At 70.2% G+C, this 21911-nt stretch carries 11 protein-coding genes; 2 read left to right on the top strand and 9 right to left on the bottom strand.

The genetic code is table 11. The annotated features are described in order from the left end of the window. Nucleotides 1–146 precede the first annotated feature (146 nt). The 4 genes from ACQ3HE_RS17290 to ACQ3HE_RS17275 form a co-directional block, all read right to left on the bottom strand. The gene (locus tag ACQ3HE_RS17290) at nt 147–2009 is read right to left on the bottom strand and encodes a glycoside hydrolase family 2 protein (RefSeq protein WP_430893597.1); all 1863 of its coding nucleotides are present in this window, start codon (nt 2007–2009) and stop codon (nt 147–149) included. Between the two features lie 121 nt (nt 2010–2130). After that, a complete protein-coding gene (locus tag ACQ3HE_RS17285; RefSeq protein WP_430893596.1) occupies nt 2131–3459 on the bottom strand; it encodes an ABC transporter substrate-binding protein in 1329 nt (442 codons plus the stop codon). A gap of 95 nt (nt 3460–3554) precedes the next feature. Next, complete coding sequence (locus ACQ3HE_RS17280) at nt 3555–4484, bottom strand: carbohydrate ABC transporter permease (protein ID WP_425313603.1); 930 nt, start codon at nt 4482–4484, stop codon at nt 3555–3557. Beyond that, complete coding sequence (locus ACQ3HE_RS17275; protein WP_079706839.1) at nt 4477–5418, bottom strand: carbohydrate ABC transporter permease; 942 nt, start codon at nt 5416–5418, stop codon at nt 4477–4479. The genes ACQ3HE_RS17280 and ACQ3HE_RS17275 overlap by 8 nt, the downstream gene beginning before the upstream one ends. A 221-nt stretch (nt 5419–5639) precedes the next feature. Between ACQ3HE_RS17275 and ACQ3HE_RS17270 the strand changes: the two genes are divergently transcribed. Further along, nucleotides 5640–6653 carry a LacI family DNA-binding transcriptional regulator gene (locus ACQ3HE_RS17270; RefSeq protein ID WP_159879707.1) on the top strand — a complete coding sequence of 338 codons (1014 nt, stop codon included), beginning with the start codon at nt 5640–5642 and terminating at the stop codon, nt 6651–6653. Here the strand turns inward: ACQ3HE_RS17270 and ACQ3HE_RS17265 are convergent. From ACQ3HE_RS17265 to ACQ3HE_RS17245, 5 genes are all read right to left on the bottom strand, one after another. Continuing rightward, nucleotides 6643–7221: a hypothetical protein gene (locus tag ACQ3HE_RS17265; protein WP_411556777.1), complete on the bottom strand. Its 579-nt coding sequence runs from the start codon at nt 7219–7221 to the stop codon at nt 6643–6645. The two genes, ACQ3HE_RS17270 and ACQ3HE_RS17265, sit on opposite strands and share 11 nt — an antisense overlap. Beyond that, nucleotides 7221–8534, bottom strand: coding sequence for a signal peptidase I (locus ACQ3HE_RS17260; protein WP_430893595.1), 1314 nt, complete (start codon nt 8532–8534; stop codon nt 7221–7223). Before ACQ3HE_RS17260 ends, ACQ3HE_RS17265 begins: the two co-directional genes overlap by 1 nt. A gap of 10 nt (nt 8535–8544) precedes the next feature. Beyond that, nucleotides 8545–9192: a SipW-dependent-type signal peptide-containing protein gene (locus ACQ3HE_RS17255; RefSeq protein ID WP_430893594.1), complete on the bottom strand. Its 648-nt coding sequence runs from the start codon at nt 9190–9192 to the stop codon at nt 8545–8547. A 20-nt stretch (nt 9193–9212) separates the two neighbouring features. Next, a complete protein-coding gene (locus tag ACQ3HE_RS17250) occupies nt 9213–9857 on the bottom strand; it encodes a SipW-dependent-type signal peptide-containing protein (RefSeq protein WP_430893593.1) in 645 nt (214 codons plus the stop codon). A 198-nt stretch (nt 9858–10055) separates the two neighbouring features. Then, the gene (locus ACQ3HE_RS17245) at nt 10056–12944 is read right to left on the bottom strand and encodes a helix-turn-helix transcriptional regulator (protein WP_430893592.1); all 2889 of its coding nucleotides are present in this window, start codon (nt 12942–12944) and stop codon (nt 10056–10058) included. 514 nt (nt 12945–13458) lie between these two features. On the opposite strand from ACQ3HE_RS17245, the gene ACQ3HE_RS17240 reads away from it, so the two are divergent. Beyond that, the gene (locus ACQ3HE_RS17240) at nt 13459–21804 is read left to right on the top strand and encodes a hypothetical protein (RefSeq protein WP_430893591.1); all 8346 of its coding nucleotides are present in this window, start codon (nt 13459–13461) and stop codon (nt 21802–21804) included. The last annotated feature ends 107 nt before the right edge of the window (nt 21805–21911 follow it).

The following is a 21911-nucleotide window of genomic DNA, read 5'->3' as shown; positions in this document are numbered from 1 at the left end:
AAGCTGGGAGCCCGTGGGCCCTTCGACAGGCTCAGGGAGCCGCGGAGGCTCAGGGACCGGCGGAGGCTCAGGGAGCCGCGGAGGCTCAGGGACCGGCGGGGGCTCAGGGACCGGCGGAGGCTCAGGGACCGGCGGGGACCGAGGGGTCAGGAGGCGGCGGGGCGGATGCGGCGCTCGTAGGCGGCGTCGGCCGCGAGGACCGCACGCACCCGGGCGAGGTCGAACTTCGGCTGACGATCGAAGTCGTAGATGCCGTTCTGCTCCTGGAACGTGTCGGTGAGCTGCGTGTAGCAGTAGCCGAACATGTTCTCGTCGTCGGTCAGCACCCGGACGAGCCCCGCGAAGCGCTCGTGGAACTCCTCGACCGACGCCACCCGCGCCCCATAGCCCCAGGAGTCGCCACCGGTGTCCGCCGCCGCGAGCTCCGCGTTCCACCAGATGCCGCCGAACTCCGACACGAAGAACGGCTGCCCCTCGTATGGCAAGGAGATGGTGCGTCCGTCCTCGAGGTTCGTGAACGGCTCACCGTCCGCGATCCCGGCCTGCTCGACGGCGAACGCCGCCGGGTCCTGCTCGTAGGAGTGCGCATCCCACACGTCCGTCTCCCGCACCCGGTGCGCGTAGCCCGAGGCGTCGATCACCGGGCGACTCGGGTCGATGAGCTTCGTCGCGAGGAACATGCCGCGCGTGACATCGTCGAGGACGGTCACGCGGTCGTGCAGGGTCTGGTGCGTCTCGTTCAACGGGCACCAGCCGATGATCGACGGATGGTTGACGTCGCGCTCCAACGCTTCGACCCACTGCGTGATGAACGACGCCGTCGGGCCCTGGTTGTGACCGACCGTGCCCGCGCCGGACACCCCCCAGTCGCCGAACTCGCCCCACACCAGATACCCGAGCCGGTCCGCGTGATAGAGGTACCGCTCCTCGAACACCTTCTGGTGGAGCCGCGCACCGTTGAACCCGGCGTCCAGCCCGAGCGCGATGTCGGCCACGAGCGCGTCATCGTCCGGCGCGGTCATGAGTGAGGACGGCCAGTACCCCTGGTCGAGCACGAGCCGCTGGAAGACGTGCTCGCCGTTGATCAGCACCGCGGTGCCGTCGATCGCGACACTCCGCAGCCCCGCGTAGCTCGCGACGCGGTCGGTGGTCTCGCCCGCACCATCGCGGATCTCGATGTCGAGGGTATAGAGGAACGGGTCGGCGGGACTCCACAGACGCTGCTGGTCCGCCGGGACCTCGAGCCGCACCGACGGTGCCATCGTCGACCCGAGCTGCGCGGTCTCGCTGGCGACGACCACGCCGTCTGCGGACAGGGTCACCGTCGCGGTCGCCCCCGCGGCGTTCCGACTGGGGACGAGCGTGCAGTCGAAGCGCCGGGCGTCCGCATCGGGGACCACGGTGAACCGGCGCAGGTGCAGCTCGTCAACGGCCTCCACCCAGACCGTCTGCCAGATCCCCGTCGTGCGGGTGTAGTAACAGTCGGTGTTGCCGTACCAGGTCGCCTGCTTCCCACCGGCCTTCGGCTCGTGGCGGGTGTCGCGGGCGCGCACCACGATCTCGAGTTCCTGGCCCGGTTGGACCGCGCCGAGGGGCACCCGGATCGGCGTGAAGCCGCCGCGATGCCGCATCGCCTCGACCCCGTCCACCCACACGGTCGTGTCGTGGTCCACAGCGCCGAAGTGCAACACACCGTGCTTCCCCTGCCAGCCGGCCGGCACCGTGAACCGCGTGCGGTACCAGACGGCCTCCATGAAGTCGGTGTGCTCCACGCCTGACGCGGCCGACTCCGGCGCGAACGGAACGAGGATCCGGTCGGTCAGTTCGCGGCCGAGGAGCCCGCGCTCGAGCCCGCTGTCGCCGGCGTCGATCTCGAACTCCCACAGGCCGTTGAGGTTGACCCAGCCGTCACGGACGAGCTGCGGCCGGGGATACTCCGGGCGCGGCTGCGGCGTGGAGTCGGCGCGGCCGCTCGGCAGCGGGGCGGGGAAGAGGAGAGGGTGCGTCATGGGTGTCGTTCCGATGCGTCGTGATGGGTGGAGGTGTCGTCGGGGCCCTTCGACAGGCTCAGGGACCGGGTTTGGGCTCGGGGATTGAGGGGGCGGAGCCTGTCGAAGGGCGAGGGAGTTGCTAGCGGGCGTCGTCGACGGCCTTCGTCAGCTCGGCGACGAAGGCTTCAGCGGCCTCCTTAGGGGTGGTTTTGCCGAACTGGACGTCCTGGTTGTAGCGGCCGAGGATCTTCTCGCTGTCGCCGCCACCGACGGGCGTGATCGCCGGCGGGGTGCCGGACTCCTCGCGCGCGGCGTCGACCACGCCGGCCACGATGCGGTCCGTCGGCGTCAGGTCGGGGTCGATCGCCTCCTGGAAGTCCGGGTTCGCGGGCATGCCGCGCTCGGTGCCGAACAGCTTCGCAACCTCGGTGTCCGTCGTGAGGAAGTCCACCAGCAACGCCGCCTCAGCGGGGTGCTCGGACTTCGACGAGACCGACCAGTACATCGACGGCTTCAGGTACTGGAACCCTGCAGACGAATCCTCGCTCGCCGGGAACGGCAGCAGGTCGAGCTGGTGGTCGGGCGCAGCGGCCTGGAAGGCGGTGAGCACCGACGACGGCTGGAAGGTCATCGCGACCTTGCCCGTACTCATGTCCATGAGGTCGATCGCCACACCGTTGCCCTCGGCCAGCTGCGAGGCGCTCGGGGCCGCGCCGCTCTCGATCTGGTCGAGCGCGTACTGCCAGTAGCTCTCCACGACCTCGGGCTTCAGGATGACCTTGCCGTCCTTGTCATAGATGTCGTTGCCGTGCTGCCGGGCCCACAGGGTGAGGGTCGGCATGTCGCCGCCGAAGGGGGACATCCCGTGGACGGCCCCGCCCGAGGCCTCGGTCACCTGCAGGGCGACCTCGTTGAGCTCGTCCCAGGTCCAGGTCGTCGCGTCGGGCAGCTGGATCCCGTACTGCTCGAAGATGGACCGGTTGACCATGAGGCCGACGGTGCCGACACCGATCGGCACGCCGTACAGCTCGTCCTTCACCTTGCCCTGGTCGAGCACCTCGGCGCTGAGGTCGGAAGTGTCGAGGAACTCGTCGAGTGCACCGAGATCGGCGAGGGCACCGCGCTGGGCGTACGAGGCGAGGTAGAGCTGGTCGAACTGCATGACGTCGGGGGCATCTCCGCCGGCGACTGTGGTGGCGAGCTTGTCCCAGTAGCCGCCCCACTCGGTGGACTGACCCTTCACGGTGATGTTCGGGTACTTCTCCTGGAAGAGGTCGATGGCTGCGCGGGTGCGCTCGTCGCGGGCCGTGGCACCCCACCAGTTGAAGGTGATGGTGACGTCCTCGTCGCTGAGCGCGGCGTCGCCGTTCCCACCGCCGACGGCGCAGCCGCTGAGGGCGAGCGCCGAGATGGCGGTTGCGGCTGCGAAGCCGAGGAGGCGGGACCGGGATCGTGGTTGGCGTTGCATGATGCTCCTTTGCATGGGGTGGATCGGTTGGCCCTTCGACAGGCTCAGGGACCGTGTTATGGCTCAGGGACCGGGTTGTGGGTCAGGGACCAGCGCTACTTGCCTCCGGTGGTCGCGATGCCTCGGAGGAGGAACCGCTGACCGAACAGGAAGGCGAGGAACACCGGCAGCAGGGTGACGACGCTCATCGCGAAGAGGGCACCGTAGTCCGATTGCGACTGCGTGTCGACGAACGAGCGGAGGGCGACCGACGACGTGTACTTGTCGGGGTCGGTCACGAAGATCAGCTGGCCGAAGAAGTCGTTCCACGTCCAGATGAAGGTGAAGATCGCCGTCGTCGCGAGGGCCGGGGTCATGAGCGGGAGCATGATCTGCACGAAGATCCGCAGGTGGCCGGCTCCGTCGATGCGCGCCGCTTCGTCGAGCTCCCGGGGGATGCCGCGGATGAACTGCACCATGAGGAAGATGAAGAACGCGTCCGTCGCGAGGAACTTCGGCACGATGAGCGGCAGGTAGGTGTTGATCCAGTCGAGCTGGGCGAAGATGACGTACTGCGGGATGATCAGCACGTGGATCGGCAGCATCATCGTGAGCAGCATCGCCGCGAAGGCGAAGCGCTTGAACCGGAACCGCAGCCGGGCGAAGCCGTACGCGGCGAGTGAGCAGGTGAGCAGGTTGCCGATGATCGAGCCGACGACGACGATCGCCGAGTTCGCCAGGTAGCTGCCGAACGGCTGCGCCAGAGCGTTCCAGCCGTTCGTGTAGTTCGACGCCTCGAAGGTGTCGAGCACGAGGCCCGGGTTGTCGAAGATGTACCCGTTCGGGCGGAGCGACGACACCACCATCCACAGCACGGGGTACAGCATCAGCAGCCCGAGCAGGATCAGCAGCGCGTGCTTGCCGATGCTCGAGATCCGCTGACGGCGCAGGAGCTTGGCGCGTTGTGCCTCGCCCCGCTCGCGACGGGCTGCCGCATCGGGTGAGAGGCCGTCCTCGGACGAGGGGCGGGTCTTGAGGTCAGTCATCGTAGAACACCCAATACTTCGAGGCCCAGAAGTTGATGGCCGTGGCGGCGGCGATGATGATGAGCAGGAGCCACGCGATCGCCGACGCGTACCCCATCTGGAAGCTGCCGAAGCCCTTCTGGTACAGGTACAGCGTGATGAACAGCGTCGAGTCGGACGGCCCGCCCGATCCGTTCGACACCACGTAGGCCTGCGTGAACGACTGGAACGCGCCGATGATGCCGAGCACGAGGTTGAAGAAGATGATCGGGCTGAGCAGCGGCAGGGTGATCGACCGGAACTGCGTCCACCGGCCGGCACCGTCCGTCGACGCCGCCTCGTAGTACTGCCGCGGGATCTGGCGGAGCCCGGCGAGGAAGATCACCATCGGAGCACCGAACGTCCACACGTGCAGGATGATCAGCGTCGACAGCGCGGTGTCGGGTTCCGAGATCCAACCGGGGCCCTGGATACCGAAGACGGCGAGCAGGGCGTTGACGAGGCCGCTCGAACCGAAGACGAGGCGCCACAGGACGGCGATCGCGACGCTGCCGCCGAGCAGTGACGGCAGGTACAGCACCGACCGGTAGAACGAGAGTCCGCGCAGGCCGCGATCCAGGAGGACCGCGATCGCCAGGGCGACCATGAGCTGCAACGGCACCGAGACCAGGACGTAGGTGATCGTCACTCCGAGGGACTGGTGCAGGCGGGGGTCCTCGACCATCCGCTGCGCATTCTCCAGCCCGGTGAAGTTCGGGTTCTGGAGGAGGTTGTAGTCGGTGAACGACAGGTACAGCGAGACGAGGACCGGCCCGAGCGTGATGACGAGGAAGCCGATGATCCAGGGGCCGAGGAAGAGGAGCGCCGCGCGGTTGTCGCGGAACTCGGAGGCGTCGCGATGCTTGATCGCCCCCTTCGGCGTCCGCAGCGCGCGCAGCTCGTTGAGCGCGCTCATGTGGCGGCTCGGGTGATGGGTGGTGGGTTCTCGAACATGCTGCGCATCTCCTTCGACTCGCTGCGACCGTGCTGACAGGGAGACACGCTAACCGCTTGTGCTACGTAGCACAAGGCGGATTTGGAAATCGGTTTCCGTTGGTATCCGACGGTCGAGGAGTCGGTACGCTTGCGTCAGTACCGACGCACGGTGGAGCGCGCGCGACCGACGGGGAGGCACGGATGGCAGTGACCGCACGGGATGTCGCGCAGGCGGCCGGCGTCTCCCAGCGCACGGTGTCGGACGTCGTGAACCTGCCGGGACGGGTCGGTGCCGAGACCCGCAAGCGCGTGCAGGCGGTCATCGACGAGCTCGGCTATCGGCCCAATCCGCACGCGAGAGGACTCCGGAACAACCGCAGCGGACTCATCGCCCTCGTCGTCCCCGAGCTCGACGTTCCGTACTTCTCCGACCTGGCCCGCTGCCTCATCCCCGAACTCACGAAGCGCTCGCTCACCCTCGTCGTCGACCAGACGAACGGCGACCCGGAACGCGAGCGCGCCGTGCTCACCGGGGGAGCGGTGTCCTCGACGTTCGACGGCGTGCTGCTCAACGCGCTCAACCTCACGGCCGCCGACGTCGAAGCAGCCGCCGCGACCCAGCCGATCGTCCTGCTCGGCGAGCGCGACTACGGCGCGAGCGCGGACCACGTCGCCATCGACGGTACCGAGGCGGCTTACGTGGCGACCCGGCACCTGATCGAACGGGGATGCACCCGCATCGGCGCCATCGGACGGCAGGCCCACTCCACGGGCACCGCGAAGCAGCGCGTGGACGGGTTCACCCGCGCGATGCAGGAGGCAGGACTCGACCCGAACCGGTATATGGCCGAAGGGGAATACGATCGCGCGAGTGGTGCAGCGGTCATGGGTGGAATGCTCGACGCCGGCGATCCTCCTGACGGGGTGTTCTGCTTCAACGACCTCATGGCGCTGGGCGCGATGCGTGCCGCGTGGGATCGCGGTGTCGACATCCCGCGCGACCTGGCGGTGGTCGGCTTCGACGACATCGAGGACGGCCGGTACGCGATGCGGTCACTGACGACGGTCGCGCCCGACAAGGAGGCCATCGCCCGCGAGGCGGTCGCGATGCTGGTCGAACGCGTGGCCGGGCACGTCGGGCCGGGGCGGCGGGTGCGCGCCGGGTTCGAGCTGATCGTCAGAGAGTCGTCCGGTCCGGCGCGACTCACCCGATGACGGCGCACGTCGGGTTCGTCCCGAGGAGGCCCGTCCCCACCTGCACGATGGCCCACGGCGACGTCCAGATCGTGTCTCGGGCGAGCGGCGGAACGATCAGGCTCGATGGAGCTACGCGGACGCCGAGATAGCCGGTTCCGCCGAGTAGCCCGGTGAGCAGTCCGTCGAGGAGACCGCGGTTGAACGTGACGGAGTACTGCCTCGTCGGGTTCGGGGTCGGCGAGGTCGCGGCCGGTGTGACCGCCGCGGAAGCGAGCGCGATCGTGGCCGACGTGTTCCCGCCGCCGACCTGGATGTCCGCCGCGCCGTACCCCTCCGGCATGGTGAACGTCAGGGTGTAGGAGTTGATGACCAGACCGACGCCGAGCACCGACGTCGTCGAGATGGAGCATCCGCTTGCTCCGGCGAGGTAGACGGGCTTGGGGATGCTCAGTGCGGCGAACGTCGCGGCACCCGACTCGGCGTCCTGCCATGCGGCCTCCACCGGTTGCGGAGCAGGAGCCGCGACGAGCGCGACAGCGGTCGCGAGGACGACCGCCGCGACGTGTCTCGACCGACCTGGTTTCATCAAGCGCCCCTCGCCGAACGCGAGTGCTGACGCAGCGCGCCGAACCACGCGCCGACGAGACCGATCAGGATCGCGCCCGCAGCCGCCCACACGGCGAATTCGATGCTCGCGCCGGTGCGGGGGAGGGTGGTGATCGGGCCGGGCGAGACCGAGACGTCGTCGCCGATGCCCTCGGCGGTGACCGTGAGGGCGACCGAGGCGTTCGCCGCCGCTGTACCGGACGGCATCCGGACGTCGAACCTCAGCCACCACGCCTCCGAGCTGCGCATCGAGAGCACTGCGCGCTCGACGCCGTCGACGGGCACCGCCATCTCGTCGAACAGGTGGGTGACGGTGCCGACGCAGCCGGCCGCGGTCCAGCGGACGGAGCAGGCGTCGACCACCATGACGAGCCCGAGCTCCGACGAGCCGGAGCCGACCATGGACACGTCGATGGACCCCGGTGTGGCTTCGGGCTTGGTGCTGACACCCACCTCCCAGGGCGTCGACCGACCCGGAGTGAGGGATCGCATGGCCGACGGGTCGCCGATCGAGGTGAGGACGACCGCCTCACCGGCGATGACGTCAACCATCGGTTCGGCGTGCGCGGGAGCTGCGCCGCCGATCGCGAGACCGGCTCCGAGGAGCAGGGCGACCGGTGAGCAGCGGAGCGCGGCGTGGCGGGCCGGTCGCGGTCCGGTTCCGTCGGCGCCCGCCGTCGAGGAGCGGCGTCGGGAAGCCGCGCGACCGCCGCCACCCGTTCCTCCCGGGCCACGCGGTGGGCGCTTACGGTCGGAGCGCGGCCAGAACGCCCACATGACGAGGGCCGAACAGCTGAGCGTCAATCCGGCCAGGACCCACGGGTTGGACAGCCACACGACGAGGTACGCGAGCCCGGGCACCGAGGCGAGCACGATGCGGACCGTCGAGACGGTGTATGGCTCGGGGTCCTCCGACAGGTTCGCGTCGCCCTGCATGGTGATCGTCCGCTGTGGTCCTGCGGAGTCGACACCGGCGATCACCGAGGTGACGCGGTGGGTGACCGGCAGCTGACCAGCGCGATCCACCGTCACCACATCGCCGACCGCGATGTCGGACGCGGGGATCTCGCGGACGAGCGCGAGTGAGCCGGTGGGGATCGTCGGGCTCATGGAACCGGTCTTGAACATGATGAGGGTGATGTTGAAGCAGGTCGCGAGGATGACGAGCACGATGCAGACCACCCCGCCGACGGCGGCGAGGTTCAGCAGGGTGCTGCCGACGATCGACGCCACCGAGCGGCGGGGGTGCTGCCGCTCGGTGGCGTCGATCGCTTCCGTGGAGGGTCGGGTCACGGTGCTCCGATCAGGAACTGGAGGTGCTGGTGAACACCCAGGTCGCCGACGCCGTGCCGCCCTGGAAGCTGGAGGCGGTGCCGGCCTTCACCCGCACGTCGAAGCAGAAGCGCACGGTGGAATTGCCCGCCGCGGTGAGCGCGCCGGTCGCGGTCGGCGGAGCCGTGCCCGTCGAGAGCGACGCGGTGTACGCGGGGACGGTCGCCGAGGTGAACGCGGCGGCGTTGCACGCCGTGCCCGCCGCCGTCGTGACGACACGGTACTCGAGCTGCGGCAGGAGGGTGCCCGTCGCCGCTGAGACTGCCGACAGCGCCGCCGTCCCGCCGATGTTCGTCGCAGCGGTCGTGCGGATGTCGATGTAGGCGAACTGGGAGAGCCCTGGCGACATGGCGGTGGCGTTGAACACCAGCGTGGCCGGGTTCGCCGCCTCGTGCGCCGCCCAGGTCGACGACGAGGTCTGCGACTCCACGGCGAAGGTGCTCGCCGCGAAGGTCGCCGTCCCGAATTCGTCGTCGCTCCAGGCCGCGAGGGTGAGCGAGGTCCCGACGCCCAGCACGAGCGCTGCCGCGAGGGCCGCCCTGGCCTTCGTGTAACGCGATGTGCTCCGTCGTTCGTCGGTGCGGTGGTGTCTGCCTACCGCCGGGGTGTGCCGTCCCATGATCGCCGTCCCGCCGCGGGTTACGGCAGCGGGGTGGTGGACTCGGCCGCGAACTCCCAGACGACGGTGCCGCTCGGCGACGACTGCGGGAGGCTCGCCGCCGGGGTGACCTCGAAGCAGAGGAACACCGGCGTGGTGACGGCACCGAGCGTGAAGATGTCCGCGGCCGTGCTCGACGTCGTGGCGGCGTCGGTCACGAGCGGGTCGCCGGCGGCGAAGCTCGCGGCGTCGCAGCCGAAGGTGGTGGTCTCCACGACGGAGTAGCTGAGCGAGGAGGCGATGGCGGCTCCGCTCGTGGCGGTGATGTCGACCGTGCCGGCATACGTCGACGCGGCGGTCAGCTGGATGGCGAAGCCGGCGTAGACAGGCTCCTCGGGTGCCAGGTTGTCGGCTTCGACCGCGAAGGTGAGCGGGGCGGCCGCAGCCTCGGTCGGGTGCTCGGTGAACGCGGTGCCGTCCGTGCTGCCCTCGATGCCGAAACCACCACCGGCGAAGATCCCGGTCGCGAACTCGGAGTCGTTCCAGGCCGCGAGCGTGATGGCCGCACCGACGCCGAGCACCAGGCCGCCGGCGAGGATCGCCTTCGCCCGCTTGCTGCGCTGGCCGCGGACGGGCGCGTCGGTGCCGGTGGCCGCTGAGGCCTCGGTGCTGGTGTCGATGGTCATGGAAGCCCCCTGGAGTCCGCCGGTGACGGCTCGCGTCACCACAGGTGTCGGGCGTGCGGAGACGGCCTCCGCGCGTCTCACGACACCCTCAGGACGATAGGCAGCAGGCTGACGGTTGTAACCAGTAGTGGGGTACTGGGATCGCCGGACGCTACCGAGAAAACTGCTGAACCGCGCTGCGTCGCCCGCTCAGGGGGGTCAGGCCTGACGCTGCGAGGACTGCGCGACGAGGCGGCCGAGGTCGCGCCGTCTCCCCGCGCCCAGCTTCGTCCGCGCTTGGAGCACGTGCGACTCGACGGTGCGGACACTGAGGAAGAGCCGCGTCGCGATCTCCTGGTTGCTCAGTCCTTGCGCGATGAGCAGGGCGACCTCCAGCTCCCGCCGGGTGAGCGCGCTCAAGTCGGCCCCGGCGGTCTCCTGGTCGGTGTCCGTCTGCCCGCGGGAGAGGTAGGCCAGCGGAGCGTGTGTCGAGGGCGGCTCCACGGGGACGGTGCGCTCGACCGGCACCGTCTCATCGGTCGTCTCCGCCCGGTAGGTGGCGAACACGGGCGACGGAGACACGACCGAGGTCCGTCGGGCCTCCGCATCCGCAGCGGCGCCTGGCGTGGGACCCACGAGTTCGGCGGCCCGCTCCGCGCAACGGCGGGCGTGCTGCAGTCGCCCCTGGGCCTCGTGGAGCCGTTCTGCGAGCAGATGGGCCCCGATCGCCCGGTGCCGCGCTCCGACCTCCTCGAGCGAACAGGCGGCCTCCTCGGCGCGGCTCGCGTCGCCGGCGGCGCCGGCCTCGAGGAGCAGCATGAGCGACGCCTGCAGGGGCGTGAGCTCCTGCGATCGAGCGTCCACGACCCAGGACAGGGTCTCGGACAGGTCGGCGCCGGCCGCGGCGGCCAGGCTCGCGGAGTAGATCCGCTGGGTCAGCGGCTTCCGGATGTCCTGCGCGAGCCGACGCAGGTGATCCCGGGCGTCCATGACGCGACCGCCTGCCATCAGCAGACCGAAGTCGGCGATGTCGGCCAGATAGGAGAGGACCGTGGAGGCGGCGATGAGGCGTTCGTCCTCGGCAGCTCGCCGTTCCGTCGCCTCCTCGAGCTCGCCGGTCTGAGCGAGAGCACCGACGAGGAGGAGCGCGGTCTGCGTGTGCACCTCGGGCGGAACGGTCGAGTCGAGGAGCCGTTCGACGACCCGGAGGTCGGCCACGGTTCGGTCCGGGCGGCCATCGAAGAACGCCAACTGGGCTCCGAGGATCCCGACGATGCACTGGTCCGTCGTCGCCAGGCGCCCGGTCCCGCGCTCGGCACGAGCGACGAACTCGTCGATGTAGCGCGCGAAGCCGGCCCAGGAGAGTCCGGTGAGCAGGCGGATGGTGCCGGCCGACAGGACGTACATGGCGCTCGCGTCGCGCAGGGCGTGCGACAACGGCCGCGCTGCGCTGTAGGGCACCGACCGATAGACGGCGTCACCCAGCTGGAGCAGCTCCCGCAGCTCGGACGGTGGCAGCCTGAGGCCGAGCCTGGTCACGAGCGCAGCGGCGGCATAGAGTCGCGAGGACTGCGCGGCGTCGACGTCGCGCAGGACCTTCCAGAAGACGGCATCGCCTTCGGTCGGCTCCTGCCGATCCTGGTCGCGCCAGGTCTCGACCATCAGGATGCGCTGGGACAGCAGGCGGCTGTGCTCCTCCTGCTCCGTCAGCTCCTGCGCGCAGGTGCGTTCGGACCAGCGATCGAGGGTCGCCCGCCAACTCACGACCTCCGCCTGCATGTCCTCGTCGGAATCGGCCGCGGGATCGACCTCGAGGACCCGCTGAGCCCCGTCACCGTCGCCCAGCATGGCGAGCGACCGTGACCACTGGAGCGCCGCTGCCACGGACGGGCGCCAGGTGTACGCGCGTTCGGCGAGCAGACGACCGTCCTCGGCGAGGCCGGAGACGTTCGCGACGTGCGCCGCCTCGAGGAAGGTGCGGGCCATCGTGAGGGACTCGAACCCCTCGTCCAGCTCGGTGTGCGGAGCCGTCAGCCAGTACCGGCCGAGGATGAAGGACTCGTTCGGCGTGAGACGGGCACCGCCACGCAGGTCCGAGATGAGCGTCCGCTGGACGCGGTCGTGGCGGTGCAGTCGTCCGCTGTGGCGCCACTCTGCGAGTGCCGACCACGCGTGCAGTTCGTCGGCGACGATGCGGTCCTGGCCTGAGCCGTCGTGCCGCGCGAGTCCGAGCCGGAGGAGCGCGTGCAACTGGTGCTCGCCGAGCAGGCGGATCGCGCGCGAGTAGGGGACCGGGCCGAGCTTCGCCAGCATGACCAGCGCGTAGCGACCCTCGTCCTCGAGCCGGGAGAGCTGGGGTTCCGTGAGGTCGTGCACTCGCGGTGAGACGCCCGCGACCCCGAGCGAGAGGATGCTGCGCGGCAGGTAGAACTCCCCGCCCGTCTCGAGGGCGTCCTTCGTGAGCTCGTGCACGAGTCGCGGCGAGCCGTTGCTCAGCCGCACGATGACGGCTTTGGCCATGTCGTCGAGGACCGCGTCGTCGGCGGCCTCGTCCACCATCGCCGAGGCTTCGAACCCGTCGAGCGCCGGGAGGTCGATCCGTGTGAGCGATCCGCTCCGCCAGACGGCGAGGAGCCGATCGGCGGACTCGTCGCCGCGCCCCTGCAGTCCGGCGAGCTCCTGCTCCAGCGTCACCAGGGCGACCTGCTCACGCGACCGCGAGAGTTCGATGATGTCGGCGAGGCTCGCCGGGTGGAGGTTTGCCCCGTCGTCGACGATGAAGACGGCACCGCTCGGTACCGTGCGCCAGTCGCTCAGCGTGTGCGAGGCGTCCCGTGACGCACCCGACACGTGGATGACCGGGCGTCCTTCCTCGTGCATCCGACGTCCGATCGCGTCCGCGGTGAAGGTCTTGCCGTAGCCGTGTGGTCCGACGAGGAGCGTGCTGGTCCGGTTCGCGATGAGCGCCGTCATCCGGGCGATCGCGGCCGCTCGACCGCTCGGTTGGGCGGGAGCGCGGGTGGCGGATTGGCGGAACTCGCCGGAGCGACGGGTGGGCGATGCGGCGGACCGCGCGCCGCCACTGAACCGATGCGCACCCGGGTTCATGGGATGACCTGCTCGGCCAACCTCGGGCGTGGCTTTCGCTCCACTACCGTCGCAACCGGTTCTTCCATATCGCAGCCCCCTCAAGCTCCGTCAGGACGACGGGATCCGCATCACTAGGGACGCTGCGAATACTCCGTCGGATGCCCCATTATCCGTAATCCCTGAGTGCTCCCGCAGCCCTAAGAGAGCGTTCTCAGTAGAAACTACGCACCCCAGTCGGGGGTAGACCCCCGGCCAGTGCGGGTTATCTCTCAACCGTCATCGATGACATGACACAGATGGAACCGACTGCACCGGAGCCCCGCCACTGATGACGCGTCGGAGGCCCCCCGGGACCGATCGAAACCCGGCGTCCCGCGGCGCCGCCTCGCACTGCGGAGGCCAGTACCGGTTTTCCATCCGGCACTACGGAGGTTGGGGTCCCTCCTCTGGGGGACAGGGAAGCCCGCCCATAGATTGGCCGGGATCGACGCCAGTCGCGGGTTCGCCCGTGCACCGAAGAAAGGGTTCCACCGTGGGGGAACAGCAGCGAAGCATCCTCGGCCGAGGCCGTGCGTGGAAGGTCGCGGCCATGGCCGTGGTCGGCACGGTCATCGCCATGGGATCGACGACGGCGGCCACAGCGGCCCCGACCGATGTCTCCGACGGCTTCGGCCGCTTCCTCGGTGGACAGGCGGCCGGGATCAACCTCGACGCTCTCGCCGCAGTCGGCGGCGCCCGTGCCGAGAACCCGAGCGGGGTGCACCCGGTCGCCGCGAACCCGCTGTCGGCCGAGGTGCTCAACACCCTCGGCGTCGACCTCGGCAGCTCGCTCCAACTGTTCGGTGCCAATGGCGTCATCGAGCTCGGTGCCGTCGCTCAGTACGGGTCCGCCGCCGACAACGGCGACGCGATCGCCGGCTCAGGCGCGGTCACCGACCAGGGTGGCGTCTCGATCGGTGGACCCGATGCTCCGCCGGCGGACGCCGAACTCGACCTGACCGGTCTGCTCGGCCGGGTCGGGACGCCCACCGGCGGGATTCTCAGCGACCTCTCGCTCAGCCTCGGCGCCCTCGCCTCCACGATCTCGCAGACGGGCGGCACCACGGCCGTTCCCGACTACCAGATCGCCGGTGCGACGCTCAACTTCCAGAGCCCCCTCGTGCAGAACGTCGGCACGCAGGTGACCGGCCTCCTCCCGCCGCTACAGACCACGCTCAACGGGCTCACCTCGGCGCTCAACACCGCGCTGAACGCGAACCTCATCGGCGTCCTCCGCGTGAGCGCGACGGGGACGGTCACCCCGCCGAACCTGTCGACCGTGGTCAACACGATCCTCACCACCCAGGCGTCGCAGTCGGCGGCGACCGGCGTCTCCGTCAACCTGCTCACCGGTGCGGTGACCGTCGACCTCGCGACCCTGCTCGCGAACGACCCGACGCTGCCCGACCTCAACGACCTGCCGCCGAACACCTCGCTGCTGTCCGGCCCGATCGGTGCCGCCATCGCGGCCGCGATCACGTCTGCCGTCACCGCGCAGGTCACGGCCGTGTCCGCCGGCCTGCAGACGGCCGTGGACAACACACGTATCCAGGTCACCGGCAACGTCACGACGAACGTCGTGGTCACCCAGGTGCCGGTCATCTCCCTGTCGCTCGACTCGACCCTCGGGGCGGTCCAAAACGGTACCGCCGCCTTCACCTCGGCGGGGCTCCTCCCGAACGTGCTGAACCCGATCCTCGCGACCCTCGGTCTGACGCTGGACGGCGTGGTCAACCTCGTCCTCAACCTCGTCAAGGGCGTCGTCGGAACCGCGTTCACCGGTCTGAACACGCTCAACACCGGTCTCAACGGGATCACCGGCGGCCTGGCGGCGAACGTCGTCGGCCCCATCCTGAACATCGTGCGGCTCGTCGCCGACGTCACCGCCAACGTGCAGCCGGCGACCGGCGACCTCGGTGACGGATCGGCGACCGTCCGGGCCGTGCAGATCTCCCTCGTCCCGGCGATCTCGCTTGCGACGGTCAACCTCGCGTCGTCCTCCGTGCGCGGCACGCTCGTCGTGTACGACACGGCCATCACCGCCACGCCCGCGACGGTCAACCCCGGCCAGGCCACCGTGATCGACGGCACCGGCTTCGCGGCGAACGAGCAGGTCACCATCACCGCGCCCGGACTCGACCCGGTCACCACGACGTCGGATGCCGCCGGTGTGATCAGCCAGAGCGTCGCGATCCCCGCCGGCTTCACCCCGGCGACGCTGACGTTCACCGCCACCGGTGCGACCTCCGCCACCCCGGCCACCACCGACCTCGTCGTCGCACCCTTCGTGACCGCCATCATCGCCGACCCGGCGACGATCGCTCCGGGCGGCAGCACCACGATCACCGGCACCGGGTTCCTGCCCGGCGAGTCGGTGTCGATCACCGTCCCCGGCCTCACCGACCCGATCGTCACCACCGCGACGGGTACCGGCACGATCTCCACGAGCCTCACGCTCCCGGCGGACTTCCCGCTCGGCCCCGTGACGGTCACGGCGACCGGTGCCTCATCGGCCAGCCCCGCGACCACGACGGTCACCGTCGAGGCGACGCAGTACGTCACCGCCATCACCGCCGACCCGGCCAGTGTCGTCGCCGGTGGGACCACGACGATCACCGGCACCGGCTTCGCCTCGGGCGAGACCGTCGCCGTCTCGATCCCCGGCGTCGACCCGGTCACCACGACGGCCACCGGAACCGGCACGATCTCGGTCGAGCTCGACGTCCCGGCGGACTACGCCGCAGGCCCGGTCGTCGTGACCGCGCTCGGCGAGACGTCCGACACCCCGGCCACGACCAACCTCACCGTGGTCTACGAGACGTCGATCGTCGCCGTCCCGGCCACGGTCGCGGGTGGCACGACCACGATCATCAACGGCGCCGGCTTCGCACCCGGCGAGGATGTCGTCGTGACGTTCCCCGGCCTCGAGCCGATCACCGTCACCGCCACGGCACTCGGCGCGATCGGCACCCCCATCGCCGTCCCGCAGAACTTCGCGGTCGGCGACGTCACGGTCACCGCCCTCGGCGCCGTGTCCGCGACCGAAGCGACTACGGTCGTCACCGTCACCGCGACGGTCTACGACACCGCCATCACGCTGGACCCGACGTCCCTCATCCCTGGGAACACCACGACTGTCACCGGCACCGGCTTCCTGCCCGGTGAGACGGTCACCGTCGGCTACCCGGGCGGCACCCCGGTGACCGTCGAGGCGGACGGCGACGGCGGCTTCACCGTCGACCTGCCCGTCCCTGCCGCCACACCGGCCGGCACGCTCGTCGTCACTGCGACCGGCGAGACGTCGGCCACCCCGGCGACCGCCGACCTCGAGGTGTTGCCGTACGACACGGCCATCACCGCCGACCCGGCCTCGCTCCTCCCCGGCAACTCGACCACGATCACCGGCACCGGCTTCGCCGCGAACGAGTCGGTCTCCGTCTCCTACCCGGACGGCACGCCCGTCGTCGTGACGGCTGACGGCGATGGCGGCTTCACGGCGGTCCTGCCGATCCCCTCCGGCACGCCCGCCGGCCAGCTCACGGTCACCGCCACCGGCGCGGTCTCCGCCACGCCGGCCGAGACGGTCATCACCGTCGAGGCGTACGACACCGCGATCGCGCTCGACCCACAGACCGTCGCCCCTGGCGGCAGCACGGTCGTCACCGGCTCGGGCTTCGTCCCTCAGGAGACCGTCACGATCACCATCCCCGGCCTCGCCACGCCCGTGACGACCACGGCGAACGGCGACGGTGAGATCACGGTCAGTGTCACGCTCCCCGCGGACTTCCCGCTCGGCGACGTCACCGTCACCGCCACCGGCGCCGTCTCGGCCACCCCTGCCACGGCGACGCTCACCGTCGAGGCGACCACCTACGTCACGGCCATCACCGTCGACCCGACGACCGTCGTCGCGGGGGAGAGCACGCTCGTCACCGGTACCGGCTTCGAGCCCGACGAGACCGTCACGGTCTCCATCCCCGGTGCGCCCGCGGTCACCACGCAGGCGTCGGCGACCGGAACCATCTCCGTGTCGCTCCCGGTTCCGGCGGACTACGCGGAGGGCGCGGTCGTCGTGACCGCGCTCGGTGAGGTCTCCGAGACCCCGGCCACCACGAACCTCACGGTCGACGTCGTCTACACCCCGACGATCACCGCCGACCCGGCCACGGTCCCTGGCGGCACCAGCACCGAGATCTCAGGCTCCGGCTTCGCGCCGAGCGAGAGCGTCACAGTCACCTTCCCGGGCCTCGACCCGATCACCGTCACGTCGAACGCAGCGGGCGAGATCACGACCACCATCGACGTCCCGCAGGACTTCGCGGTCGGTCCGGTCACGGTCACGGCCCTCGGCGTCGTCTCCGCGACCGAGGCGACGACCACGGTCACGGTCGAGGCGACGGTCTACGACACGGCGATCACCGCGGACCCCGACACGCTCCTCCCCGGCGGCAGCACCACCGTCACCGGAACGGGCTTCCTGCCCGGCGAGTCCGTCTCCGTCTCCATCCCCGGCGGCACGCCCGTCGTGGTGGAGGCCGGCCCGGACGGCGACATCACCGCCATCCTGCCGATCCTGCCCGGCACCCCCGCCGGCCCCGTCGTCGTGACGGCCGTCGGAGCGGTGTCGGCCACGCCTGCCACCGCGACGATCACCGTCGAGGCGTTCGAGACGACGCTCACGGCCACGCCGTCGACGCTGAACCCCGGTGACTCGACGATCCTGTCCGGCACCGGCTACGTCGCGAACGAGTCGGTGACCATCTCGGCTCCCGGCTTCGACGACGTCGTCACCACCGCGAACGGGCTCGGCGAGATCAGCCAGGTGGTCGCCTTCCCGGCGGACTTCGTCCCCGCGACCGTGACGTTCACGGCCATGGGCGCCCTGTCGCTCACGCCGGCGCAGACCTCGGTCCTCGTCGAAGCGGTCGTGTACGACACGGCGATCACGGTGGACCCGACGACGGCCAACCCGGGTGGAACCACCACCGTCACGGGCACCGGCTTCGCGCCGAACGAGACCGTCACCATCACCATCCCGGGCGGCGACCCCGTCACGGTGACGACGAACGGCGACGGCGACTTCACGCAGCCCATCACGATCCCCGCCGGAACCCCGGCCGGACCGATCACGATCACGGCGACCGGTGACACGTCGAACACGCCCGCCGACGCCGACGTGACCGTGGTGCCCTACGAGACCGCGATCACCGCCGACCCCGACACGCTGCTCCCCGGCACCTCGACGACGATCACCGGTACCGGGTTCGCACCGAACGAGTCCGTCTCGGTCTCCATCCCCGGTGGCACACCGGTCGTCGTGACGGCGAACGGCGACGGCGGCTTCACCGCCGCCCTGCAGATCCCGTCGGGCACCACCGAAGGGGAGCTCGTCGTCACGGCGACCGGTGCCCTCTCGGCGACCGACGCGACGACCACCGTCACGGTGCTCGCCTACGAGACGGCGATCGCCCTCGATCCCGCGACCATCGCGCCGGGTGGCAGCACGACCGTCACCGGTGCGGGCTTCGCCCCGAACGAGAGCGTGAGTGTCACGGTCCCGGGCATCGTCGACCCGTTCCCGACCACGGCGAACGCCGACGGCGAGATCTCCGTGAGCGTCTCGCTCCCCGCGGACTTCCCGATCGGTGACGTCACGGTCACCGCCACCGGTACCGTCTCGGCGACCCCCGCCACGGCGACGCTCACCGTCGAGGCCACGACCTACGTCACAGCCATCACCGCCGACCCGACCACCGTCGTCGCGGGTGCCAGCACCCTCGTCACCGGCACCGGTTTCGCGCCGACCGAGAGCGTCACGGTCTCGATCCCCGGCGCCGACCCGGTGACCACCACGGCGACGGCGACCGGCACCATCTCCGTGTCGCTGCCCGTGCCGGCCGACTACGCCGAGGGCACGGTCGTCGTGACCGCGCTCGGTGCGACGTCCGACACCCCTGCGACGACGAACCTCACGGTCGACGTGGTCTACACGCCGACGATCACTGCCGACCCGGCGACAGTCCCCGGCGGCACCTCGACGGAGATCACGGGCACCGGTTTCGCGCCGACCGAGAGCGTCACGGTCACCTTCCCCGGCCTCGCGCCGGTGACGGTCACCTCGAACGCCGACGGTGAGATCACCACGACGTTCGCCGTCCCGCAGGGCTTCGCGACCGGTCCGGTCACGGTCACCGCACTCGGCGTCGTCTCGGCGACCGAGGCGACCACCACCGTCACGGTCGAGGCCACGGTCTACGACACGGCGATCACCCTCACACCGGACACGGTGAACCCGGGCCAGACCACCACGGTCACCGGTACCGGCTTCCAGCCGAACGAGTCGGTCAGCGTCTCGATCCCCGGCGGCGACCCCGTCGTGGTGACGGCCGACGGCGACGGCGGCTTCACCGCGACCCTGCCGGTGCCGCCCGGAACGCCCGCCGGGCCCGTCACGGTGACCGCGGTCGGTGAGACCTCGGCGACGCCCGCCGAGGCGGAGCTCACGGTCGAGGCCTACGAGACGGCGATCACCGCCGACCCGAGCACGGTCGCGGCCGGCGGAGCGACGCTCGTCACGGGCACCGGTTTCGCGCCGAACGAGTCCGTCACGGTCACGGTCCCGGGTGGCACGGCCGTCCCTGCGACCACGAACGGTGCCGGCGAGTTCTCGGTCGGGATCACGGTCCCGGCGAACGCGCCCGTCGGCCCGCTGGTCGTCACGGCGGAGGGAGCGGTGTCGCAGACGCCGGCCACCGCGACCGTCACGGTCACCGCCATCGTGTTCTCGCCCGTCATCACCGCCTCCCCGGACGCGCTGATCGCCGGCAACACGACGGTCATCACCGGATCGGGCTTCGCAGCCAACGAGACGGTCACGGTGTCGATCCCCGGCGCCCCGGTCGTCACGCAGGTGACGAACGCCGGCGGCGGCTTCACGGTGACCCTGCCGGTCCCCGACGGCTACGCGCTCGGCGACGTCACGGTGACGGCACTCGGTGCAGCATCGGACGAGCCGGCGACGACGATCATCGAGATCCTCGCGTACGACACGGCCATCACGGTCGACCCGTCCTCGGTGCTGCCGGGTGAGACGGTCACGGTCGACGGGACGGGCTTCGCCGGTGGCGAGACGGTCACGGTGTCCATCCCGGGCGCACCGTCCGTCACCGTGGTGACGAACCCTGACGGTTCCTTCACCGTGGACCTGCCGATCCCGGACGACTACACGCCCGGACCGGTCACGGTGACCGCCGAAGGCGATGTCTCCGAGACGCCGGCCGAGGCTGACGTCACGATCGAGGACGGAGCGGTCGACGTCGACACCGACGCAGCTGCGGTCGATGTGGACGCTGCTGCTGACGTGGACGCCGACGTGGATGCCGCCGCTGATGTGGACGTGGACGTCGATGCCGCCGCTGATGTGGATGCTGCTGCAGACGTGGACGCTGCGGCTGACGTCGACGCTGCGGCTGACGTGGACGCTGCTGCCGATGTGGACGCTGCGGCTGACACGGACGCTGCGACTGATGTGGATGCTGCGGCTGACGTCGACGCTGCCGCCGACACCGACGCTGCTGCCGATGTGGATGCTGCCGCTGACGTGGACGCTGCTGCCGATGTGGACGCTGCGGCTGACACGGACGCTGCGACTGATGTGGATGCTGCGGCTGACGTGGACGCTGCCGCCGACACCGACGCTGCTGCCGATGTGGATGCTGCCGCAGACGTGGACGCTGCTGCCGATGTGGACGCTGCGGCTGACACGGACGCTGCCGCAGACGTGGACGCTGCCGCAGACGTGGACGCTGCCGCCGACACGGATGCTGCTGCTGACACGGATGCTGCTGCTGACACGGATGCTGCTGCTGACACGGACGCTGCTGCCGACACCGATGCTGCGGCCGACGCGGATGCGGCGGCTGATGTGGATGCTGCTGCTGACACGGACGCTGCGGCCGATGTGGATGCTGCTGCTGACACGGATGCTGCTGCTGACACGGATGCTGCTGCTGACGTCGATGCTGCGGCTGATGTCGACACGGATGCTGCGGCTGACGTGGACGCCGCTGCCGACACCGATGCTGCTGCCGACGTCGATGCTGCGGCTGATGTGGATGCTGCGGCTGACACGGACGCTGCTGCCGACACGGATGCTGCTGCTGACGTCGATGCTGCTGCTGACACTGACGCTGCTGCCGACGTCGATGCTGCTGCTGACGTCGATGCTGCTGCCGACACGGATGCTGCTGCCGACACGGATGCCGCCGCTGACACTGACGCTGCGGCCGATGTGGATGCTGCGGCTGACGTCGATGCTGCTGCCGACACCGACGCCGCTGCCGACACCGATGTTGCAGCTGACGCGGACGCTGCCGCCGACACCGCCGCTGACGCCGATGGCGACACCGACGCCGGCGACGAGCGTCAGGCGACGGTCAAGTACTCGACGATCGTCCGCGACACGGGTGTGATCCAGGAGGTCTACGCCACCGGCTTCGAGCCCGGCGAGACCATCTCGGCCACGGTCTTCTCGACCCCGTTCGCACTGACGCCCGTCATCGCTGACGCCTCCGGTAACGCCACGTTCACCTTCCCGATCGACTCGTCGCTCGAGCTGGGTGCGCATCGGGTGGAACTCTCCGGATCCGTGACCGGCGACCTGCCGCTCGATCGTGAGGCCACCGCCTTCACGGTCACCGCGGTGGCCGCCACCGCACCGGGGTCACGCCCCGGTCTGCCGAGCACCGGCTTCGACGGCCTGTGGCTCGGGGGGCTCGGCGCCATGATGCTCCTCCTCGGAGGCACCTTCGTGGCCACGCGACGGGCGCGTATGGAGTGACCTCGCCGAGCAGGCCGTGCCGCATTCGGGTCGGCACGGCCTGCTCCTTCTCCCGCGGAGACACCGCCGAACCGGTGCCCCGCGGTTTCATCACCACCCAGCACCAA

Origin of the sequence: Plantibacter auratus, from assembly GCF_050587365.1 — a bacterium.
Lineage (GTDB): Bacteria > Actinomycetota > Actinomycetes > Actinomycetales > Microbacteriaceae > Plantibacter > Plantibacter auratus.
Note: the sequence above shows the minus strand (reverse complement) of the source record. Positions and strands in the feature narration are given on the sequence as shown.

Bases quoted from the DNA above. Each gene is read 5' to 3' on its own strand.
- ACQ3HE_RS17280 (WP_425313603.1), bottom strand. From the start codon at position 4,484: ATGACTGACCTCAAGACCCGCCCCTCGTCCGAGGACGGCCTCTCACCC.
- ACQ3HE_RS17245 (WP_430893592.1), bottom strand. From the start codon at position 12,944: ATGAACCCGGGTGCGCATCGGTTCAGTGGCGGCGCGCGGTCCGCCGCA.
- ACQ3HE_RS17285 (WP_430893596.1), bottom strand. From the start codon at position 3,459: ATGCAACGCCAACCACGATCCCGGTCCCGCCTCCTCGGCTTCGCAGCC.
- ACQ3HE_RS17255 (WP_430893594.1), bottom strand. From the start codon at position 9,192: ATGGGACGGCACACCCCGGCGGTAGGCAGACACCACCGCACCGACGAA.
- ACQ3HE_RS17290 (WP_430893597.1), bottom strand. From the start codon at position 2,009: ATGACGCACCCTCTCCTCTTCCCCGCCCCGCTGCCGAGCGGCCGCGCC.
- ACQ3HE_RS17270 (WP_159879707.1), top strand. From the start codon at position 5,640: ATGGCAGTGACCGCACGGGATGTCGCGCAGGCGGCCGGCGTCTCCCAG.
- ACQ3HE_RS17265 (WP_411556777.1), bottom strand. From the start codon at position 7,221: ATGAAACCAGGTCGGTCGAGACACGTCGCGGCGGTCGTCCTCGCGACC.
- ACQ3HE_RS17250 (WP_430893593.1), bottom strand. From the start codon at position 9,857: ATGACCATCGACACCAGCACCGAGGCCTCAGCGGCCACCGGCACCGAC.
- ACQ3HE_RS17275 (WP_079706839.1), bottom strand. From the start codon at position 5,418: ATGAGCGCGCTCAACGAGCTGCGCGCGCTGCGGACGCCGAAGGGGGCG.